Origin of the sequence: Streptomyces orinoci (genome assembly GCF_003121295.1) — a bacterium.
In the GTDB taxonomy this organism is placed as follows: domain Bacteria; phylum Actinomycetota; class Actinomycetes; order Streptomycetales; family Streptomycetaceae; genus Streptomyces; species Streptomyces orinoci.
On record NZ_PHNC01000031.1, the window covers coordinates 251,211 to 267,050 of the forward strand.

Genomic DNA, 15,840 nt, shown 5'->3' on the forward strand with positions numbered 1-15,840 from the left:
GGCACCTATGACGAGGACCGCCGCCCTGGCCCTGGGCGATGACGCGCTGGTGCTCTCGCACCGGCTGGGCGAATGGGCCGGGCACGCCCCGGTGCTGGAGGAGGAGGTCGCCCTGGCCAATATCGCGCTCGACCTGCTCGGCCAGGCCCGTACCCTGCTCTCCATGGCCGGGGACGAGGACGAACTGGCCTATCTGCGTGAGGAACGGGCCTTCACCAACACCCAGTTGACCGAGCAGCCCAACGGCGACTTCGCGCACACCATCGCCCGGCAGCTGTACTTCTCCGTCTACCAGCATCTGCTCTACGCCCAACTGGCAGCCGGGAACGGCCCGTTCGCCCCGCTGGCCGCCAAGGCGGTCAAGGAGACCGCCTACCACCGCGATCATGCCGAGCACTGGACCCTGCGGCTGGGCGACGGCACCGAGGAGAGCCACCGGCGGATGCAGCACGCCCTGGACGCGCTGTGGCGTTACACCGGCGAGCTGTTCGAGCCGGTGGAGGGCGTGGCGGTGGACTGGGCCGCGCTGCGCGAGGACTGGCTCACCCTGGTCGGCGGGACTCTCCGGGAAGCCACCCTCACCCTCCCCCAGGGCCCGCAGGGCGACGCCTGGACGGCCGGGGCCGGGCGGCAGGGCATCCACACCGAGCCCTTCGGCCGGATGCTGGCCGAAATGCAGCATCTGCACCGCAGCCACCCGGGGGCGTCATGGTGACGACCGTCCCGGAGGAGGAACTGCGCGCCCTGGCCGGGGCGGTGCCCGACCCCGAGCTGCCGGTGGTCAGCCTGGCCGAGCTGGGCGTACTGCGCGATGTCCGCCGCACCGGCCCCGGCCGGGTGGAGGTGGACCTCACCCCCACCTACACCGGCTGCCCGGCCATCGAGGCGATGGCGGCCGATGTACGGCGGGTGCTGCGGGAGCGCGGGGTGGCCGAGGTGACGGTACGTACCGTGCTCTCGCCGCCCTGGTCCACGGACGACATCAGCGCCGAGGGGCGCCGCAAGCTCGCCGAGTCCGGCATCGCGCCACCGCGCCCGGCCGGGCACCGGGCGGGGCCCGTAGCAGTCGCCCTGGGCCCCACGCGGACCGCCGAATCGCAGCAGGATCCGGTGCGCTGCCCGCACTGCGGCTCCCCCGACACCACCCTGCTCAGCCGCTTCTCCTCCACCGCGTGCAAGGCGCTGCGCCGCTGTGACCGCTGCCGCGAACCCTTCGACCACTTCAAGGAGTTGTGATGGCCGCGGCCCGCCATGGCGTCTTCCACCCGCTGCGGGTGACGGCGGTGGACCGGCTCACCGATGACTCGGTGGCCCTCACCTTCGCGGTCCCGCCCGGCCTGCGGGCGGTCTTCCGGCACGCGCCGGGACAGCATCTGGCGCTGCGCAGACGGGTGGACGGCGAGGAGATCCGGCGCAACTACTCGATCTGCGGCCCGGCCCCGGGGCCGGAGGGGCCCGCCTCGCTGCGGGTGGCGGTACGGCTGGTGGACGGCGGGGCGTTCTCCCCCTACGCGCTCAAGGAACTGGCGGCGGGGGACACGGTGGAGGTGCTGCCGCCGGCCGGCCGGTTCGTCCTCCAGCCGCGGCCCGGGCACTTCGCGGCGGTGGTCGGCGGCAGCGGCATCACCCCGGTGCTCTGCATGCTCACCACCCTGCTGGCCCGGGAGCCCCGGGCCCGCTTCACCCTGATCCGCAGCGACCGCACCAGCGCCTCCACGATGTTCCTGGACGAGATCGCCGACCTCAAGGACCGCTATCCCGGCCGCCTCCAGGTGGTGCAGACCCTCTCCCGCGAGGAGCGGCAGGCGGGCCCGGTCTCCGGACGGCTGGACGAGCAGCGGCTGGTCACCCTGCTGCCCGCCCTGCTGCCGGTGGAACCGGTGGCCGGCTGGTATCTGTGCGGGCCCTACGGTCTGGTACGGGGCGCGGAACGGGCGCTGCGCACCCTGGGCGTGCCCCGGGAGCGCATCCACCAGGAGATCTTCCACGTGGGCGGCGAGGTGGCGGCGGACCGTCCGGCCTCCCCGGCTCCGGCCGTGCACAGCACGGTGACCGCGCATCTGGACGGGCGGAGCGGCAGCTGGCCGGTACGGGAGGGCGAGACGCTGCTGGAGACGGTGCTGCGCAACCGGCCCGACGCGCCATACGCCTGCAAGGGCGGGGTGTGCGGGACCTGCCGGGCGTTCCTGGCCGAGGGCGAGGTGCGGATGGACCGCAACTTCGCTCTGGAAGAGGAGGAGTTGGCCGCCGGATATGTGCTGGCCTGCCAGTCGCATCCGGTCACCGAGCAGGTGGAGCTGGACTTCGACCGCTGACCGCCCTACCGTGTGCCCCTGGCTTTTTGACGCTGCGTCAGATCGGGGGCCCAGGCCGTGGACTTCACCTTCACCGAGGAGCAGCAGGCGGCCGCCGAGGCGGCCCGGGGCGTCTTCGCCCAGGTCACCCCGGACACCGTGCCCAGCCCGGCGCTGACGCGGGGCCCGGTCGCGGAGGACTTCGACCGGGCGCTGTGGCGGCGGCTGGCCGCGGCGGACCTGCTGGGCCTGGGCGTTCCCACGTCGGCGGGCGGTGCGGGCCTGGGCCCGCTCGCCCTGTGCCTGGTGCTCCGCGAGGCCGGGCGGGTACTGGCCCGGGTCCCGCTGGCGGAGACCGGCGCGGCGGCGCTCACCCTGGCCCGCTACGGCGACCCCTGGGGCCTGCTGCCGCGGATCGCCCGGGGCGAGGCGGCGGTGACGGTGGCCGCCGAGGGCAGCACCGGACATGGCACCGCCGAACTGGCCGTCTCGGCACGGCAGTTGGCGGATGGCGGCTGGGTGCTGGAGGGCAGGCACACCACCGTGCCCTGGGGCGGGTGCGCGGACGCGGTGCTGCTGCCCGCGCACACCCCGGACGGGCGGGCCGTGCTGGCGCTGGTGGCGCCGGGCGCCGCGGGCGTGACCACCGCCGCCCAGGTGGGCACCGATGGCGAACCGCTGGCCGAACTGCGGCTGGACCGGGCCCGTACCGAGCGGGTGCTGGCCGCCGAGGGCGCCTGGGCCTGGCTACGGGCCGTGCTGGCCACGGGGGTGTGCGCGCTGGCCCTGGGAGTGGGCGGGACGGCGCTGCGGATGACGGCCGAATACACCGGAAAGCGTGAGCAGTTCGGGCATCCGCTGGCCACGTTCCAGGCGGTGGCCATGCAGGCGGCCGACCGCTATACGGACCTGCTGGCCATGGAGGCCACCCTCTGGCAGGCCGCCTGGCGCCTGGAATCCGGGCCCGGACCGGCACCGGCGGAGGTGGCGGTGGCGAAGGTGTGGGCCGCGGAAGGGGTGCGCCGGGTGCTGGCCACGGCCCAGCATCTGCACGGCGGCTTCGGCGCGGACGTCAGTTATGCGCTGCACCGGTACCACGCCTGGGGCAAGCGGCTGGAGCTGGCGCTGGGGGCGGGGGCGGCGTGGGAGGAGGAGCTGGGGGGATGGCTGGCGGCCGGGGGGTAGCCGTCGCCGTCACCTGGTTGGCGGTTCCCGGGTGCGGGGGTGGTCCCGGGGTGCGTCCATGGGGCCATGGGCATCAATGACCAGTTCCCGGACACGACGGACACGGCAGCCCGGCAGGCCGAGGGCGAGAACGAGCCGGAGGAGGAGGGGCTGCGGGAGGCACGGGAGCGGCTGGATACGGACTACGACGCGTCGTAGTGCACCCGCCTTCGGCGGGTTGACCCCACCCGCGCACCACCCGTTACCCGGCGCACAGCAGGTTGCCGTCTCCATCGGTGGGCTGGGCGCCGTTGGCGTCGTACGGCCCGTGGGCGGGGAGGGCCCCGCCGCAGGCGGGGCGAAAGGCCGCAGGCGGGGCGAAACGGCGCCGCACCCGGCACCGCACGGATCGCTAGATCACGGAACCCGGCGCGCCACCCGCGCGCACCACCGGCCGCCCCGCCGCCTCCCAGACCTGCATCCCGCCGGCCACATTCACCGCGTCCAGCCCCTGCTGCACCAGGTAGTTGGTGACCTGGGCGGACCGCCCGCCGGAGCGGCAGATCACATGGATCGGCCCCTCCGGGGCAGCCTCCGTCAGCTCCCCGAAGCGGGCGATGAACTCACTCATCGGAAGGTGCAGCGCACCCTCCGCATGCCCGGCCTCCCACTCGTCGTCCTCCCGGACGTCCAGCAGAAACGCGTCCGGCGCCAGCTCGGCGACCTCGATGGTGGGGATTGACGCTCCAAAACTCATGGGGCCGACGCTACCCGACCAGCCCGGCCAGCCGGGCCTCCCGCTCGGCGATCTGGGCGCGCAAGCCCGCCGCGATCTCCTCCAGCAGCCCGTCCGGGTCCTCCGGCGCCATCCTGATCATGGAGCCGATCGCGGACTCCTCCAGCTCGGCCACCAGCCCGGAGAGCATCTCCTTGCGCTCGGCCAGCCACTCCAGCCGGGCGTAGAGCTCCTCCGCCCGGCCGGGCCGCCGCTGGGGCGGGACCGGACCCGCGGCCCACTCCTCGGCCAGTTCCTCCAGCAGCGCCTCGTCCCCGGCCGCGTAGGCGGCGTTGACCCGGACCAGGAACGCCTCCCGCCGCTCCCGCTCGGGCTCGTCCCGGGCCAGGTCGGGGTGGGCCTGGCGGACCAGCTCGCGGTAGGTCTTGCGGGCGGCGTCGCTGGGCCGTACCCGCTTGGGCGGCCGCACCGGCTGTCCGGTGAGCATGGCCATGGCCTCCGGGGTGAACCCGTCCTCCTCCAGCCAGCCGCCGAACAGCTGGTCAATGCCCGGCATGGGCGCCACCAGCGCCGCCGCCTCCTGGGCCTTGCGCAGGTCCTCGGGGTCACCGGTGCGGGCGGCCACCGCCTCGGCGATCCGGGCGTCCAGCCGGTCCAGCGTGGCGTACAGCGGGCCCAGCCGCTGGTGGTGCAGCCGGGAGAAGTTCTCCACCTCCACCCGGAAGGTCTCGACCGCTATCTCGAACTCGATCAGCGCCTGCTCGGCCGTGAGCACCGCCTGCTCCAGCCGCTCGGTGCCCGGTTCCCTGGATTCCGCCTCCGGATTCGTCACCCGCCCAGCGTACGAGCTCCCGGGGGCCACGGCGGTCAGACGCCGACCGCCGCCTCCATCTCCTCCTCGGCGTCCGCCGAAGCCGGAGCCGGAGCAGCAGCCGGAGCCGGGGCCGCGGCCCCCTCCCGCCGGGACTCCGCGCGCCAGGCCACCGCGACCATCGCCAGCCCCGCCAGCAGCCACAGCCCCAGCGTCCACAGATGTCCGCCCAGGCCGCTGCGGCCGAAGTAGAGCAGGCTGCGTACGCCCTCCACAAAGCCCGCGCCGTTCCAGAAGGAGTGCAGCGAGGCGAAGAAACCGCTCTGCATCTCGGGCCGGAAGACCCCGCCGGAGCTGGTGAAGTTGAGCATGACGAACAACACCATCACGCCCAGGGTGGTCCACCGCTTGAGGAAGGTGTGCAGCCCGGTGCCGATCAGCAGGATGCCCGCCGAGTAGGCCCAGGCCATCCCCCAGACCCCCCACAGGTCGTGCTCGACCAGGTGGAACACCGGCCTGGCCAGCACCACCCCGATCAGGCTCACCACCAGCGAGGTGGCCGCCGCCAGCAGGGCGCGGATCCGCATCGGCAGCGCCCCGCCCGCGCCGCCGATCACCGCGACCGAGGCATAGGAGCCGATGCTCAGCGCCACCAGCAGGAAGAAGATGCCCTGCCCGGTGGGGTCGTGTTCGGCGGGCGGCACCACATCGGTGACCTTCAGCGGCGCCTGCTGCCGCTCGGCGACCGGGGCGAAGACCTTCTGCACCACCGAGGCGGTGGTGTCCGAGCCCGCCGAGGCGGTCAGCAGCTCGGGCGCGCGGCGGTCCGGGACATAGGCGCCGAACACCCGCTGGTGCTCCAGCTGGCGCACCGCCTCGGCCCGGCTGGCGACGGTGCGTACCTCAAGCCGGCCGTCCCCGGCCTTCTCCTCAATGGACTGGGCCAGCACCTGGGCCCTGGGCCCGGAGCCGACCACCGCCACCGGCAGCTGGTGCGGGGAAGGGTCGGCGAAGGCGCCCAGGTAGGCGAGCCCCATGCCGAGGCACATCAGCAAAGGGGTGAGCAGATGGGTCAGGACATGACGCAGCGCGGGCCTCATGGCGGCCCCCTCTCGGGTCTTGGATCAGCCAGCCAGGGAAATAGTTGGCTTCTACAACTCATCGGTCAAGTTGTACTATACAACTACATGCGCCGAAAGGAATCCCCAGTGCCGGACCGAACCGATTCCCTGGAGACCATCCAGCGCGAGCTGACCAAGTTCGCCCGCCGGGCCCGGGCCACCGCCGCCCGGATGCACCCGGAGCTGTCCCTGGTCTCGTACACCCTGCTCACCCACCTCCAGGACCAGCAGGGATGCCGCGCCACCGACCTCGCCGCGCACTATCTGCTCGACAAGTCCACGGTCAGCCGCCAGGTCGCCGCCCTGGAACAGCTCGGCCTGGTCGAGCGCCGGGTCGATCCCGAGGACCAGCGGGTCCAGGTGCTCCATCTCACAGAGCACGGCACCCGCACCCTGGAGCAGGTCACCGCCAGCCGCCGCACCGCCTTCCAGCAGCGCCTGGCCGACTGGGACGAGGAGGACCTGGCCCGCTTCGCCGCCTATCTGCTGCGCTACAACGCCTCGGCCTGAGCGGCCCCGGGGCGGCCCGTACCACGGGAAGGCATACAACGAGAAGAGGTGCCTCCCGTGGTGACTTTCGTCACCGGGGAGACACCTCTTCGGTGGTGCGCGAGGGGGGAGTTGAACCCCCACGCCCTTGCGGGCACTGGAACCTGAATCCAGCGCGTCTGCCTATTCCGCCACCCGCGCATCTGGGTGTTGCCTTCGGGCTTTTCGCTTCCCTTCCGGGCCGCTCGCGCCTTCCGACATGCAGAACATTAGCACGCCTCGGGGGGTGCCTTACAAACCCGTTCCCGCTGCCCGGCCGCCCGCGCAGGCGGACGGTTGCGGGACACTGGCTTGCGGGCGCCTCTACGATCCGTGGTGCGAGCAAGCGCGACGGACCGGGGGCGACACTCGTCACTCCTGGCGCCGAAGGGGAACCAGCCGTTTTCCCCGGGCGTGGATACGATCAGTAAGCAGTACAAGGAACGGCACCGAGCATCACAGGCGTCACCGAGGGAAGGAGGTGCCCCGTGGGAGTACTGAAGCGCTTCGAGCAGCGACTCGAGGGTCTCGTGAACGGCACCTTTGCCAAGGTGTTCAAGTCAGAGGTGCAGCCGGTCGAGATCGCGGGCGCACTCCAGCGGGAGTGCGACAACAACGCCACCATCTGGAACCGCGACCGCACGGTCGTTCCCAATGACTTCATCGTCGAGCTCAGCGCACCGGACTTCGAGCGCCTCAGCCCGTACTCCGGCCAGCTCGGGGACGAACTGTCCGGCATGGTCCGCGACTACGCCCAGCAGCAGCGCTACACCTTCATGGGCACCATCAAGGTGCACCTGGAGAAGGCCGACGACCTGGACACCGGGCTGTACCGGGTGCGCAGCCGCACCCTGGCCGCCAGCGAGTCCCAGGAGGCGCACGGCGGCTACCCGGCCGCCCACCGCCCCGGGCCCTCCGCGCCCACCCAGGGCGCCGGATACCCCTCGCCGGCCTCGGCCCCGCCCATGCCCGCCGCCCCGCCGCCCGGCGCGGTCCGCCCGGTGCCGCCGCGCGGCACCCCGGGCGCCGGCGCCCCCGGCGGCCAGGTCCGCCGCTGGATCGAGATCAATGGCACCCGCCACCAGATCTCCCGGCCCACCCTGGTCCTGGGCCGCAGCACCGAGGCGGACGTACGCATCGACGACCCCGGCGTCTCCCGCAGGCACTGCGAGATCCGGGTCGGCACACCCGCCACGATCCAGGACCTGGGATCGACCAACGGCATCGTCGTGGACGGGCAGCACACCACCCGCGCTACGCTCCGCGACGGCTCACGCATCGTCGTGGGCAGTACCACCATCGTTTACCGGCAAGCCGAAGGGTGAAGCGGGGGCAATGTCAGAGCTGACCCTCACGGTCATGCGGTTGGGTTTCCTCGCCGTACTGTGGCTGTTCGTGATCGTGGCCGTACAGGTCATCCGCAGTGACCTCTTCGGCACCCGGGTGACCGCCCGCGGTTCCCGGCGCGGCGCCACCGACCGGCAGACCCAGCGGCAGGCCCAGGCCACCCCGCCGCCGCAGCGCCAGCAGCAGGGCGGCGGCCGCCGCGCCGAGCGCGGCCGCGAGGGCCGCGGCCGCCGCGGCGCGCCCACCAAGCTGGTGGTCTCCGAGGGCACCCTGGCCGGCACCACCGTGGCCCTGCAGGGCCAGACCATCACCCTGGGCCGCGCCCATGACTCCACCATCGTGCTGGACGACGACTACGCCTCCAGCCGGCATGCCAGGATCTATCCGGACAACGACGGCCAGTGGATCGTCGAAGACCTCAGGTCGACCAACGGCACGTACCTCGACCGGACCCGGCTGACCACCCCGACCCCGATCCCGCTCGGCGCGCCGATCCGCATCGGCAAGACCGTCATCGAGCTGCGGAAGTAGTAGGACCATGACGACCGGAGGGTGGGCAGCGAGGTGGCCAACGGCCTGTACCCGGAACCGACGGGCGAGGTGCGCATGAGTCTGACACTGCGTTTCGCCGCCGGGTCGCACAAGGGCATGATCCGGGAGGGCAACGAGGACTCCGGTTACGCCGGCCCCCGGCTGCTCGCCATCGCCGACGGCATGGGCGGCCAGGCCGCCGGCGAGGTCGCCAGCTCGGAGGTGATCTCCACCCTGGTGACCCTGGACGACGACATCCCCGGCTCGGACATCCTCACCTCGCTGGGCACCGCCGTCCACCGCGCCAATGAACAGCTGCGGGTGATGGTCGAGGAGGACCCCCAGCTGGAGGGCATGGGCACCACCCTGACCGCCCTGCTGTGGACCGGCCAGCGGCTGGGCCTGGTGCATGTCGGCGACTCCCGCGCCTATCTGCTGCGCGACGGCGTCCTCACCCAGATCACCCAGGACCACACCTGGGTCCAGCGCCTGGTGGACGAGGGCCGGATCACCGAGGAAGAGGCCACCACCCACCCCCAGCGCTCCCTGCTGATGCGCGCCCTGGGCAGCGGCGACCATGTCGAACCCGACCTGTCCATCCGCGAGGTACGGGCCGGCGACCGCTATTTGATCTGCTCCGACGGCCTCTCCGGCGTGGTCAGCCACCAGACGATGGAGGAGACCCTCGCCAGCTACCAGGGCCCCCATGAGACCGTCCAGGAGCTCATCCAGCTCGCCCTGCGCGGCGGCGGCCCCGACAATGTCACCGTGATCGTCGCCGACGTCCTCGACGTGGGCGGCGACGACACCCTCGGCCACCAGGTCAGCGACACCCCGGTGGTCGTCGGCGCGGTCGCCGAGAACCAGTTCCCGCTCGGCGAGAGCGCCATGCAGACCCCGGCCGGCCGTGCCTCCGAACTGGGCCGCACCCCCCAGGAGCCCTCCGGCGGCTTCGGCCCGCCCGGCAGCGGCGCCGGCCCCGACGGCGCCCCCGAGGGCGGCTTCGGCGCCTTTGTGGACGACTTCGACGAGGAGCCGCTGCACCCCGCCCGCCGCGGCAAATGGATCAAGCGCTCGCTGATCATCGCCCTGGCCCTGGGCGTCCTCGGCGGCGGCCTCTACGGCGGCTACCAGTGGACCCAGACCCAGTACTACGTGGGCGCCAAGGACAGCAACCATGTCGCCCTCTACCAGGGCATCAACCAGAACCTGGCCTGGGTCAGCCTGAGCAGGCTCTACCAGGACCACCCCGAGATCGAACTCAAGTACCTGCCGGTGGACCAGCGCAGCCGGGTCGAGGACACCATCGCCCTCGGCAGCCGCGACCAGGCCCTGCAGAAGATCAAGGACCTGGGCACCATCGCCGGCGTCTGCAAGAAGAAGGCCGAGCTGGACCAGGCCGAGAAGCAGCAGCGGGAGAACAGCAAGCGCAGCAGCGCCACACCCAAGCCGGAGACCAAGCCCGAGGTGAAGATCCCCGGTGAGCTGCGCCTGCGCACCGCCGAGGCCACCCCGGCGGCCACCCCCGCACCCAGCCCCGCCCCCACCCTGAGCGACGAAGAGCGCAAGCTGGCCGACCAGTGCAGCGTCGGCCAGCAGTAGGGCCACCGGGACAGCGAGCATGGCAGCGATCTCCCCCTTGCCGAACACCACCCCCACCGCGATCATCACGGTGGGCCAGCCCAGCAGGCGCAACACCGAACTGATCCTGCTGGCCTTCGCCGTGGTCATTCCCTGCTTCGCCTATGCGAACGTCGGGCTGGCCCTGGACGGCAGGATGCCCTCCGGCATGCTCGGCTACGGCATCGGCCTGGGCCTGCTGGCCGGCGTCGGCCACCTGGCGGTGCGCCGCTACGCCCGCTACGCCGACCCCGTACTGCTGCCGCTGGCCACCCTGCTCAACGGCCTGGGCCTGGTCATCATCTGGCGCCTGGACCAGTCGGAACGCTTCCGCGCCCTGAAGACCTTCGCCCCCGCGGCCACCCACCAGCTGCTGTTCTCCGCGCTGGGCATCGCGCTGTTCGTGGCGGTGCTGGTGCTGCTGAAGGACCACCGCATCCTCCAGCGCTACACCTATATCTCCATGGCGCTGGCGCTGGTGCTGCTGATCGCGCCGATGTTCTTCCCGCCCGTGAACGGCGCCCGGATCTGGATCAACCTCCCCGGCCTGGGCACCATCCAGCCCGGCGAGTTCGCCAAGATCATCCTGGCGGTGTTCTTCGCCGGCTATCTGATGGTCAAGCGGGACGCCCTCGCCCTGGCCAGCCGCCGCTTCATGGGCCTGTACCTGCCGCGGGGCCGGGATCTGGGCCCCATCCTGGCGGTCTGGGCGATGAGCATCCTCATCCTGGTCTTCGAAACCGACCTGGGCACCTCGCTGCTGTTCTTCGGCATGTTCGTGGTGATGCTCTATGTCGCCACCGAGCGCACCAGCTGGATCGTCTTCGGCCTGCTGATGTCCGCCGTGGGCGCGGTGGGTGTGGCCTCCTTCGAAAGCCATGTCCAGGCCCGGGTGACCGCCTGGCTGGACCCCTTCGCCGGCTGGGGCAAGTCCGAGGCCAGCGAGCAGATGGCCAAGGTGCTGATGACCTTCGGCTCCGGCGGGGTCTCCGGCTCCGGCTGGGGCCAGGGCAACTCCGACCTCATCGGCTTCGCCGCCAACTCCGACTTCATCCTGGCCACCGTGGGCGAGGAACTGGGCCTGGCCGGGACGATGGCCTTCCTGCTGCTCTACGGGCTTATCGTGGAGCGCGGCGTACGCACCGCACTGGCCGCCCGGGACCCCTTCGGCAAACTGCTCGCCGTGGGCCTCTCCGGCGCCTTCGCCATCCAGGTCTTCGTGGTGGCCGGCGGCGTCATGGGCCTGATCCCGCTGACCGGCATGACCATGCCGTTCCTGGCCCAGGGCGGCTCCTCGGTGATCGCCAACTGGGCACTGATCGCCATCCTGATCAAGATCAGCGACACCGCCCGCCGACCCGCACCCGTCCCCGTCAACAACCCCGACGCCGAGATGACCCAGGTGGTCCGACCGTGAACAAGCCCGTGCGCCGGATCGCGATCTTCTGTGGACTCCTGGTCCTCGCCCTGATGATCCGCGACAACTGGCTCCAGTTCGTCCAGGCCGACGAGCTCAAGAACAACAAGCACAACCTGCGGGTGACCATCGCCCGCTACAGCCAGCCCCGCGGCAACATCATCGTGGACGGCCAGGCCATCACCGGCTCCGAACAGGTCAACGGAGTCACCTACAAGTACAAGCGCAGCTACAAGGACGGCCCCATGTGGGCCCCGGTGACCGGCTACAGCTCCCAGGTCTACGGCAGCAAGTACCTGGAGGGCGTCGAGGACAAGATCCTCACCGGCGACGACGACCGGCTGTTCTTCAACCGCACCATCGACATGATCACCGGCAAGGGCAAGAAGGGCGGTGACGTGATCACCACCCTCAACGCCAAGGCCCAGGAGGCCGCCTTCAAGGAGCTGGGTGACAAGAAGGGCGCCGTCGCCGCCATAGACCCGCGCACCGGCAAGATCCTGGCGATGGCCTCCACCCCGTCCTACGACCCCTCCACCATCGCCGGGGCCAACGACGACGCGGCCTGGAAGAAGCTCAACGCCGACAAGGACCAGCCCATCCTCAACCGGGCTCTGCGCCAGACCTATCCGCCGGGCTCCACCTTCAAGCTGGTCACCGCCTCCGCCGCGCTGGAGAACGGGCTCTACGACAGCGTGGACCAGTCCACCAACTCCCCGCTGCCGTGGAACCTGCCGGACACCAACAACCTCCCGCTGAACAACGAGGGCTCGCTGCCCATGTGCAAGAACGGCAGCATGCGCGAGGCCCTGCGGGTCTCCTGCAACAGCGTCTTCGGCAAGATCAGCGCCGACCTGGGCAACCAGAAGATGATGGCCGAGGCCGAGAAGTTCGGCTTCAACCAGAAGGACCTCACCGTGCCGGTGGGCGTCGCGGAGAGCGTCTACCCCAAGGACAACCGCCCGCAGAACGCCATGGACGGCATCGGCCAGGCCTCCAACCGCGCCACCCCGCTGCAGATGGCCATGGTGGCCGCCGCCATCGCCAACAACGGCAAGCTGATGCAGCCGTACATGGTGGACAAGCTGCGCGCCCCCAACCTCAATGTGATTGACACCACCCAGCCCAAGGTGCTCAACACCCCGCTCACCCCCGAGCACGCCCAGCAGCTGCAGAGCGCCATGGAGACCGTGGTCAAGGACGGCACCGGAACCGCCGCCCAGATCGACGGCGTCAGGGTCGGTGGCAAGACCGGTACCGCCCAGAACGGCGTGGACAACAGCGGAAAGCCCTACGCCTGGTTCGTCTCCTATGCGATGACCGACAAGGGCTCCCCGGTCGCGGTGGCCGTCGTCATCGAGGGTGACAAGGACACCGCCCGCGACGATGTGGCCGGCGGCAAGCTGGCCGCCCCCATCGCCAGGAGCGTCATGGAGGCGGTACTCAAGACCTCGAAGTGACCCCGGTCACGCCCGGCGATAACGGTCGCGTATCGGGTGACGGCCCGGTGCCGAGTACGCCGGGTACCGTATGCGCGAACAGCACACCGCCGGACCCACGCCCCGTGCGGTCAGGAAAACGGAAGGCTGGAGCTATGGAAGAGCCGCGTCGCCTCGGCGGCCGGTATGAGCTGGGCTCGGTGCTCGGCCGCGGTGGCATGGCCGAGGTCTACCTCGCCCATGACACCCGGCTCGGCCGCACCGTCGCCGTGAAGACGCTGCGGGCGGACCTCGCCCGCGACCCGTCCTTCCAGGCCCGGTTCCGCCGTGAGGCCCAGTCGGCGGCCTCCCTCAACCACCCGTCCATCGTCGCGGTCTACGACACCGGCGAGGACTATGTGGACGGGGTCTCGATCCCGTACATCGTGATGGAGTACGTGGACGGATCCACCCTCCGCGAGTTGCTGCACTCCGGGCGCAAGCTGCTGCCCGAGCGCTCGCTGGAGATGACCATCGGCGTCCTCCAGGCGCTGGAGTACTCACACCGGGCCGGGATCGTCCACCGCGACATCAAGCCCGCGAACGTCATGCTCACCCGCACCGGCCAAGTCAAGGTGATGGACTTCGGCATCGCCCGCGCCATGGGCGACGCCGGCATGACCATGACCCAGACCGCGGCCGTGATCGGCACCGCCCAGTACCTCTCCCCCGAGCAGGCCAAGGGCGAGCAGGTGGACGCCCGCTCCGACCTGTACTCCACCGGCTGCCTGCTCTACGAGCTGCTGACCGTACGGCCCCCGTTCGTCGGCGACTCCCCGGTGGCCGTCGCCTACCAGCACGTACGCGAGGAACCCAACCCGCCCAGCGTCTTCGACCCGGAGATCGCGCCGGAGATCGACGCCATCGTCCTCAAGGCGCTGGTCAAGGACCCCGACTACCGCTACCAGTCGGCCGACGAGATGCGCGCCGACATCGAGGCGTACCTCGACGGCCGCCCGGTGGCCGCCACCGCGGCCCTGGGCGCGGCGGGCTACGGCGCCGGCTATGGCGAGGACCAGCCCACCACCATGCTCCGCCCGCATGACGCGGGCGCCCCCGGCCAGACCTCCATGCTGCCGCCGGTCCGCGACGGCGGCGGCTACGGCGGCTATGACGACGGCCCGGGCGGCGGGCACGGCGGACATGGCGGCGGCCGCAAGAGCAGGCTCTCCACCGTGCTGCTGGTGCTGGCCGGGGTACTGGTCCTGGTCGGCGCGATCTTCATCGGCAAGTCGCTGTTCAGCAGCGCCGCCGACAGCGGCGACACCTCCGTCCCGCAGCTGACCGGTGAGACCTTCGACTCCGCCCAGAAGCTCGGCCAGAACGTCGATCTCAAGGTCGTCAAGGACGGCGAGAAGAACTGCGACCAGGACAAGGGCAAGGTCTGCGACCAGGACCCCAAGGTCGGCACCAAGGTCAAGCGGAACAGCACGGTCAAGGTCGTGCTGTCCAAGGGACCGGGGCAGATCGACATCCCCAATGTGGTAGGCAAGCAGTACGACGAAGCCAAGTCGACGCTTGAGGAGAAGGGCTTCGAGGTCAGCCGCAAGAACAAGGAGTCTACTGAGTCGGACCCCAACACAGTGCTGTCCCAGTCCCCCTCCGACGGCGAGAAGGCCGACAAGGGCACCAAGATCACCCTCACGGTGGCCATCGCCCAGGCGAAGAAGCCCGTCCCCTCGGTGGTCGGCACGCCCTTCGACGCGGCCAAGAAGCAGCTCACCGACCTCGGCTTCCAGGTGACCCGGCAGGACCAGGACTCCGACCAGCCGGCCAACACGGTCACCGCCCAGAGCCCGGACGGCAACAGCCAGGCGGCCCCCGGCTCCACGGTCACCCTGACCGTCTCCAAGGGCCCCCAGCAGGCCGCCGTGCCCATGGTGACCATGAAGAAGCTCAAGGACGCCAAGAAGCAGCTCACCGACGCGGGCTTCCAGGTCGGCGCCATCAACGGGCCCCAGGACGACAACGCCGTGGTGACCGCCCAGGACCCGGCCGGCAACAGCCAGGGCGACAAGAGCAAGCCGGTCAACCTGTGGACTGCGGGCATGAACATCCCCGGTGACGTAGGCGGCAACAACGGCGCCAACGGCAACCAGGGCGGCCCACTGGGCAATTGGATAGGCGGACGGGACTGACAAGAAGCCCCCGGTGAGTGCGACTCGCCGGGGGCTTCCCGTTTACCGAACTCCCTGGGGAATCAGCGCAGTTCCTTCGGCAGCGTCCGCTTGACGTCCACCTTCGCGGTACGCACCAGCTCCGCCCAGACCACATACCGGTAGTCCGAGGTGTACATCGGCGTACAGGTGGTCAGCGACAGATAGCGGCCGGGCGGGGCCTACGGCGGCGAGGACCAGCCCACCACCATGCTCCGCCCGCACGACGCGAGCGCCCCCGGCCAGACGCTGCCGCCCGTGCGCGACGGCGGCGGCTACGGCGGCTATGACGACGGCCCCGGCGGCGGCCATGGCGGCAGCCGCAAGAGCATGCTCTCCACCGTGCTGCTGGTACTGGCCGGCGTCCTGGTACTGGTCGGCGCGATCTTCCTGAGCAGGACCCTAACACCCCGAGGACTACCGTCCTGCTCGATGGTCGGATCGGGCGGGCCCGATCCTGTGCCCTGCCCTTCCTAAGCTCCCAATCATCTGGCTGGAGCGCGATCACGTCACTGCTGACACGGCACTCGTCCTGCCCCACCACAACGGAGGCACCCGACAGCGCCAGCCGCAAGATCACTCTGATCCACTGGCAGTTTCAACTACCACGGGATTTTACCTGGCACCCCAAGTCGTT

The 15,840-nt window shown here is 70.9% G+C and carries 16 protein-coding genes, 1 tRNA gene and 1 pseudogene; 13 read left to right on the forward strand and 5 right to left on the reverse strand.

Annotation, left to right across the window (positions count from 1 at the left end):
- The first annotated feature begins 7 nt into the window (after positions 1 to 7).
- The 5 genes from paaC (at position 8) to CV755_RS36785 (ending at position 3,677) form a co-directional block, all read left to right on the forward strand.
- Entirely contained in the window at positions 8 to 715 is a 708-nt protein-coding gene (paaC, locus tag CV755_RS23220) for a 1,2-phenylacetyl-CoA epoxidase subunit PaaC (RefSeq protein ID WP_109282230.1), read from the forward strand.
- Complete coding sequence (gene paaD, locus CV755_RS23225; RefSeq protein WP_109282231.1) at positions 709 to 1,236, forward strand: 1,2-phenylacetyl-CoA epoxidase subunit PaaD; 528 nt, start codon at positions 709 to 711, stop codon at positions 1,234 to 1,236. Before paaC ends, paaD begins: the two co-directional genes overlap by 7 nt.
- The gene (locus CV755_RS23230) at positions 1,236 to 2,315 is read left to right on the forward strand and encodes a 2Fe-2S iron-sulfur cluster-binding protein (protein ID WP_109282232.1); all 1,080 of its coding nucleotides are present in this window, start codon (positions 1,236 to 1,238) and stop codon (positions 2,313 to 2,315) included. Before paaD ends, CV755_RS23230 begins: the two co-directional genes overlap by 1 nt.
- A 57-nt stretch (positions 2,316 to 2,372) precedes the next feature.
- The gene (locus tag CV755_RS23235) at positions 2,373 to 3,479 is read left to right on the forward strand and encodes an acyl-CoA dehydrogenase family protein (RefSeq protein ID WP_109282233.1); all 1,107 of its coding nucleotides are present in this window, start codon (positions 2,373 to 2,375) and stop codon (positions 3,477 to 3,479) included.
- Positions 3,480 to 3,545: 66 nt separating this feature from the next.
- A complete protein-coding gene (locus CV755_RS36785; protein WP_277751851.1) occupies positions 3,546 to 3,677 on the forward strand; it encodes a hypothetical protein in 132 nt (43 codons plus the stop codon).
- A gap of 193 nt (positions 3,678 to 3,870) precedes the next feature.
- Here the strand turns inward: CV755_RS36785 and CV755_RS23240 are convergent, their stop codons facing one another.
- The 3 genes from CV755_RS23240 to CV755_RS23250 are packed head-to-tail and all read right to left on the reverse strand — an operon-like array spanning position 3,871 to position 6,105.
- On the reverse strand, positions 3,871 to 4,215 hold the full coding sequence (locus tag CV755_RS23240; RefSeq protein ID WP_109282234.1) for a rhodanese-like domain-containing protein: 345 nt from the start codon (positions 4,213 to 4,215) through the stop codon (positions 3,871 to 3,873).
- Positions 4,216 to 4,225: 10 nt separating this feature from the next.
- A complete protein-coding gene (locus CV755_RS23245; RefSeq protein WP_109282235.1) occupies positions 4,226 to 5,026 on the reverse strand; it encodes a hypothetical protein in 801 nt (266 codons plus the stop codon).
- A 35-nt stretch (positions 5,027 to 5,061) separates the two neighbouring features.
- Positions 5,062 to 6,105, reverse strand: a complete 1,044-nt coding sequence (locus tag CV755_RS23250) for a YhgE/Pip domain-containing protein (RefSeq protein ID WP_109282236.1) — start codon at positions 6,103 to 6,105, stop codon at positions 5,062 to 5,064.
- Positions 6,106 to 6,192: 87 nt separating this feature from the next.
- On the opposite strand from CV755_RS23250, the gene CV755_RS23255 reads away from it, so the two are divergent.
- Positions 6,193 to 6,636, forward strand: coding sequence for a MarR family winged helix-turn-helix transcriptional regulator (locus CV755_RS23255; RefSeq protein ID WP_164503315.1), 444 nt, complete (start codon positions 6,193 to 6,195; stop codon positions 6,634 to 6,636).
- Positions 6,637 to 6,729: 93 nt separating this feature from the next.
- Here the strand turns inward: CV755_RS23255 and CV755_RS23260 are convergent.
- Positions 6,730 to 6,816 (reverse strand) — tRNA-Leu (locus tag CV755_RS23260).
- 326 nt (positions 6,817 to 7,142) lie between these two features.
- Between CV755_RS23260 and CV755_RS23265 the strand changes: the two genes are divergently transcribed.
- The 6 genes from CV755_RS23265 to pknB all read left to right on the forward strand — a co-directional run bounded on the left by CV755_RS23265 (position 7,143) and on the right by pknB (position 15,185).
- On the forward strand, positions 7,143 to 7,979 hold the full coding sequence (locus CV755_RS23265) for an FhaA domain-containing protein (RefSeq protein WP_109282238.1): 837 nt from the start codon (positions 7,143 to 7,145) through the stop codon (positions 7,977 to 7,979).
- Positions 7,980 to 7,989: 10 nt separating this feature from the next.
- Positions 7,990 to 8,532, forward strand: coding sequence for an FHA domain-containing protein FhaB/FipA (locus CV755_RS23270; protein ID WP_109282239.1), 543 nt, complete (start codon positions 7,990 to 7,992; stop codon positions 8,530 to 8,532).
- 75 nt (positions 8,533 to 8,607) lie between these two features.
- Positions 8,608 to 10,134, forward strand: coding sequence for a Stp1/IreP family PP2C-type Ser/Thr phosphatase (locus tag CV755_RS23275; protein WP_109283467.1), 1,527 nt, complete (start codon positions 8,608 to 8,610; stop codon positions 10,132 to 10,134).
- Between the two features lie 19 nt (positions 10,135 to 10,153).
- Positions 10,154 to 11,569, forward strand: a complete 1,416-nt coding sequence (locus CV755_RS23280; RefSeq protein ID WP_109282240.1) for an FtsW/RodA/SpoVE family cell cycle protein — start codon at positions 10,154 to 10,156, stop codon at positions 11,567 to 11,569.
- Positions 11,566 to 13,029: a peptidoglycan D,D-transpeptidase FtsI family protein gene (locus CV755_RS23285; RefSeq protein ID WP_109282241.1), complete on the forward strand. Its 1,464-nt coding sequence runs from the start codon at positions 11,566 to 11,568 to the stop codon at positions 13,027 to 13,029. The genes CV755_RS23280 and CV755_RS23285 overlap by 4 nt, the downstream gene beginning before the upstream one ends.
- A 134-nt stretch (positions 13,030 to 13,163) precedes the next feature.
- Positions 13,164 to 15,185 carry a Stk1 family PASTA domain-containing Ser/Thr kinase gene (pknB, locus tag CV755_RS23290; protein ID WP_109282242.1) on the forward strand — a complete coding sequence of 674 codons (2,022 nt, stop codon included), beginning with the start codon at positions 13,164 to 13,166 and terminating at the stop codon, positions 15,183 to 15,185.
- Positions 15,186 to 15,247: 62 nt separating this feature from the next.
- On the opposite strand, the pseudogene CV755_RS23295 reads toward pknB, so the two are convergent.
- A pseudogene (locus tag CV755_RS23295) lies at positions 15,248 to 15,379 on the reverse strand (class E sortase); the annotation flags it as partial.
- Positions 15,380 to 15,413: 34 nt separating this feature from the next.
- Here CV755_RS23295 and CV755_RS23300 point away from each other — a divergent pair.
- The gene (locus tag CV755_RS23300; RefSeq protein WP_109282243.1) at positions 15,414 to 15,680 is read left to right on the forward strand and encodes a hypothetical protein; all 267 of its coding nucleotides are present in this window, start codon (positions 15,414 to 15,416) and stop codon (positions 15,678 to 15,680) included.
- Positions 15,681 to 15,840: the final 160 nt, after the last annotated feature.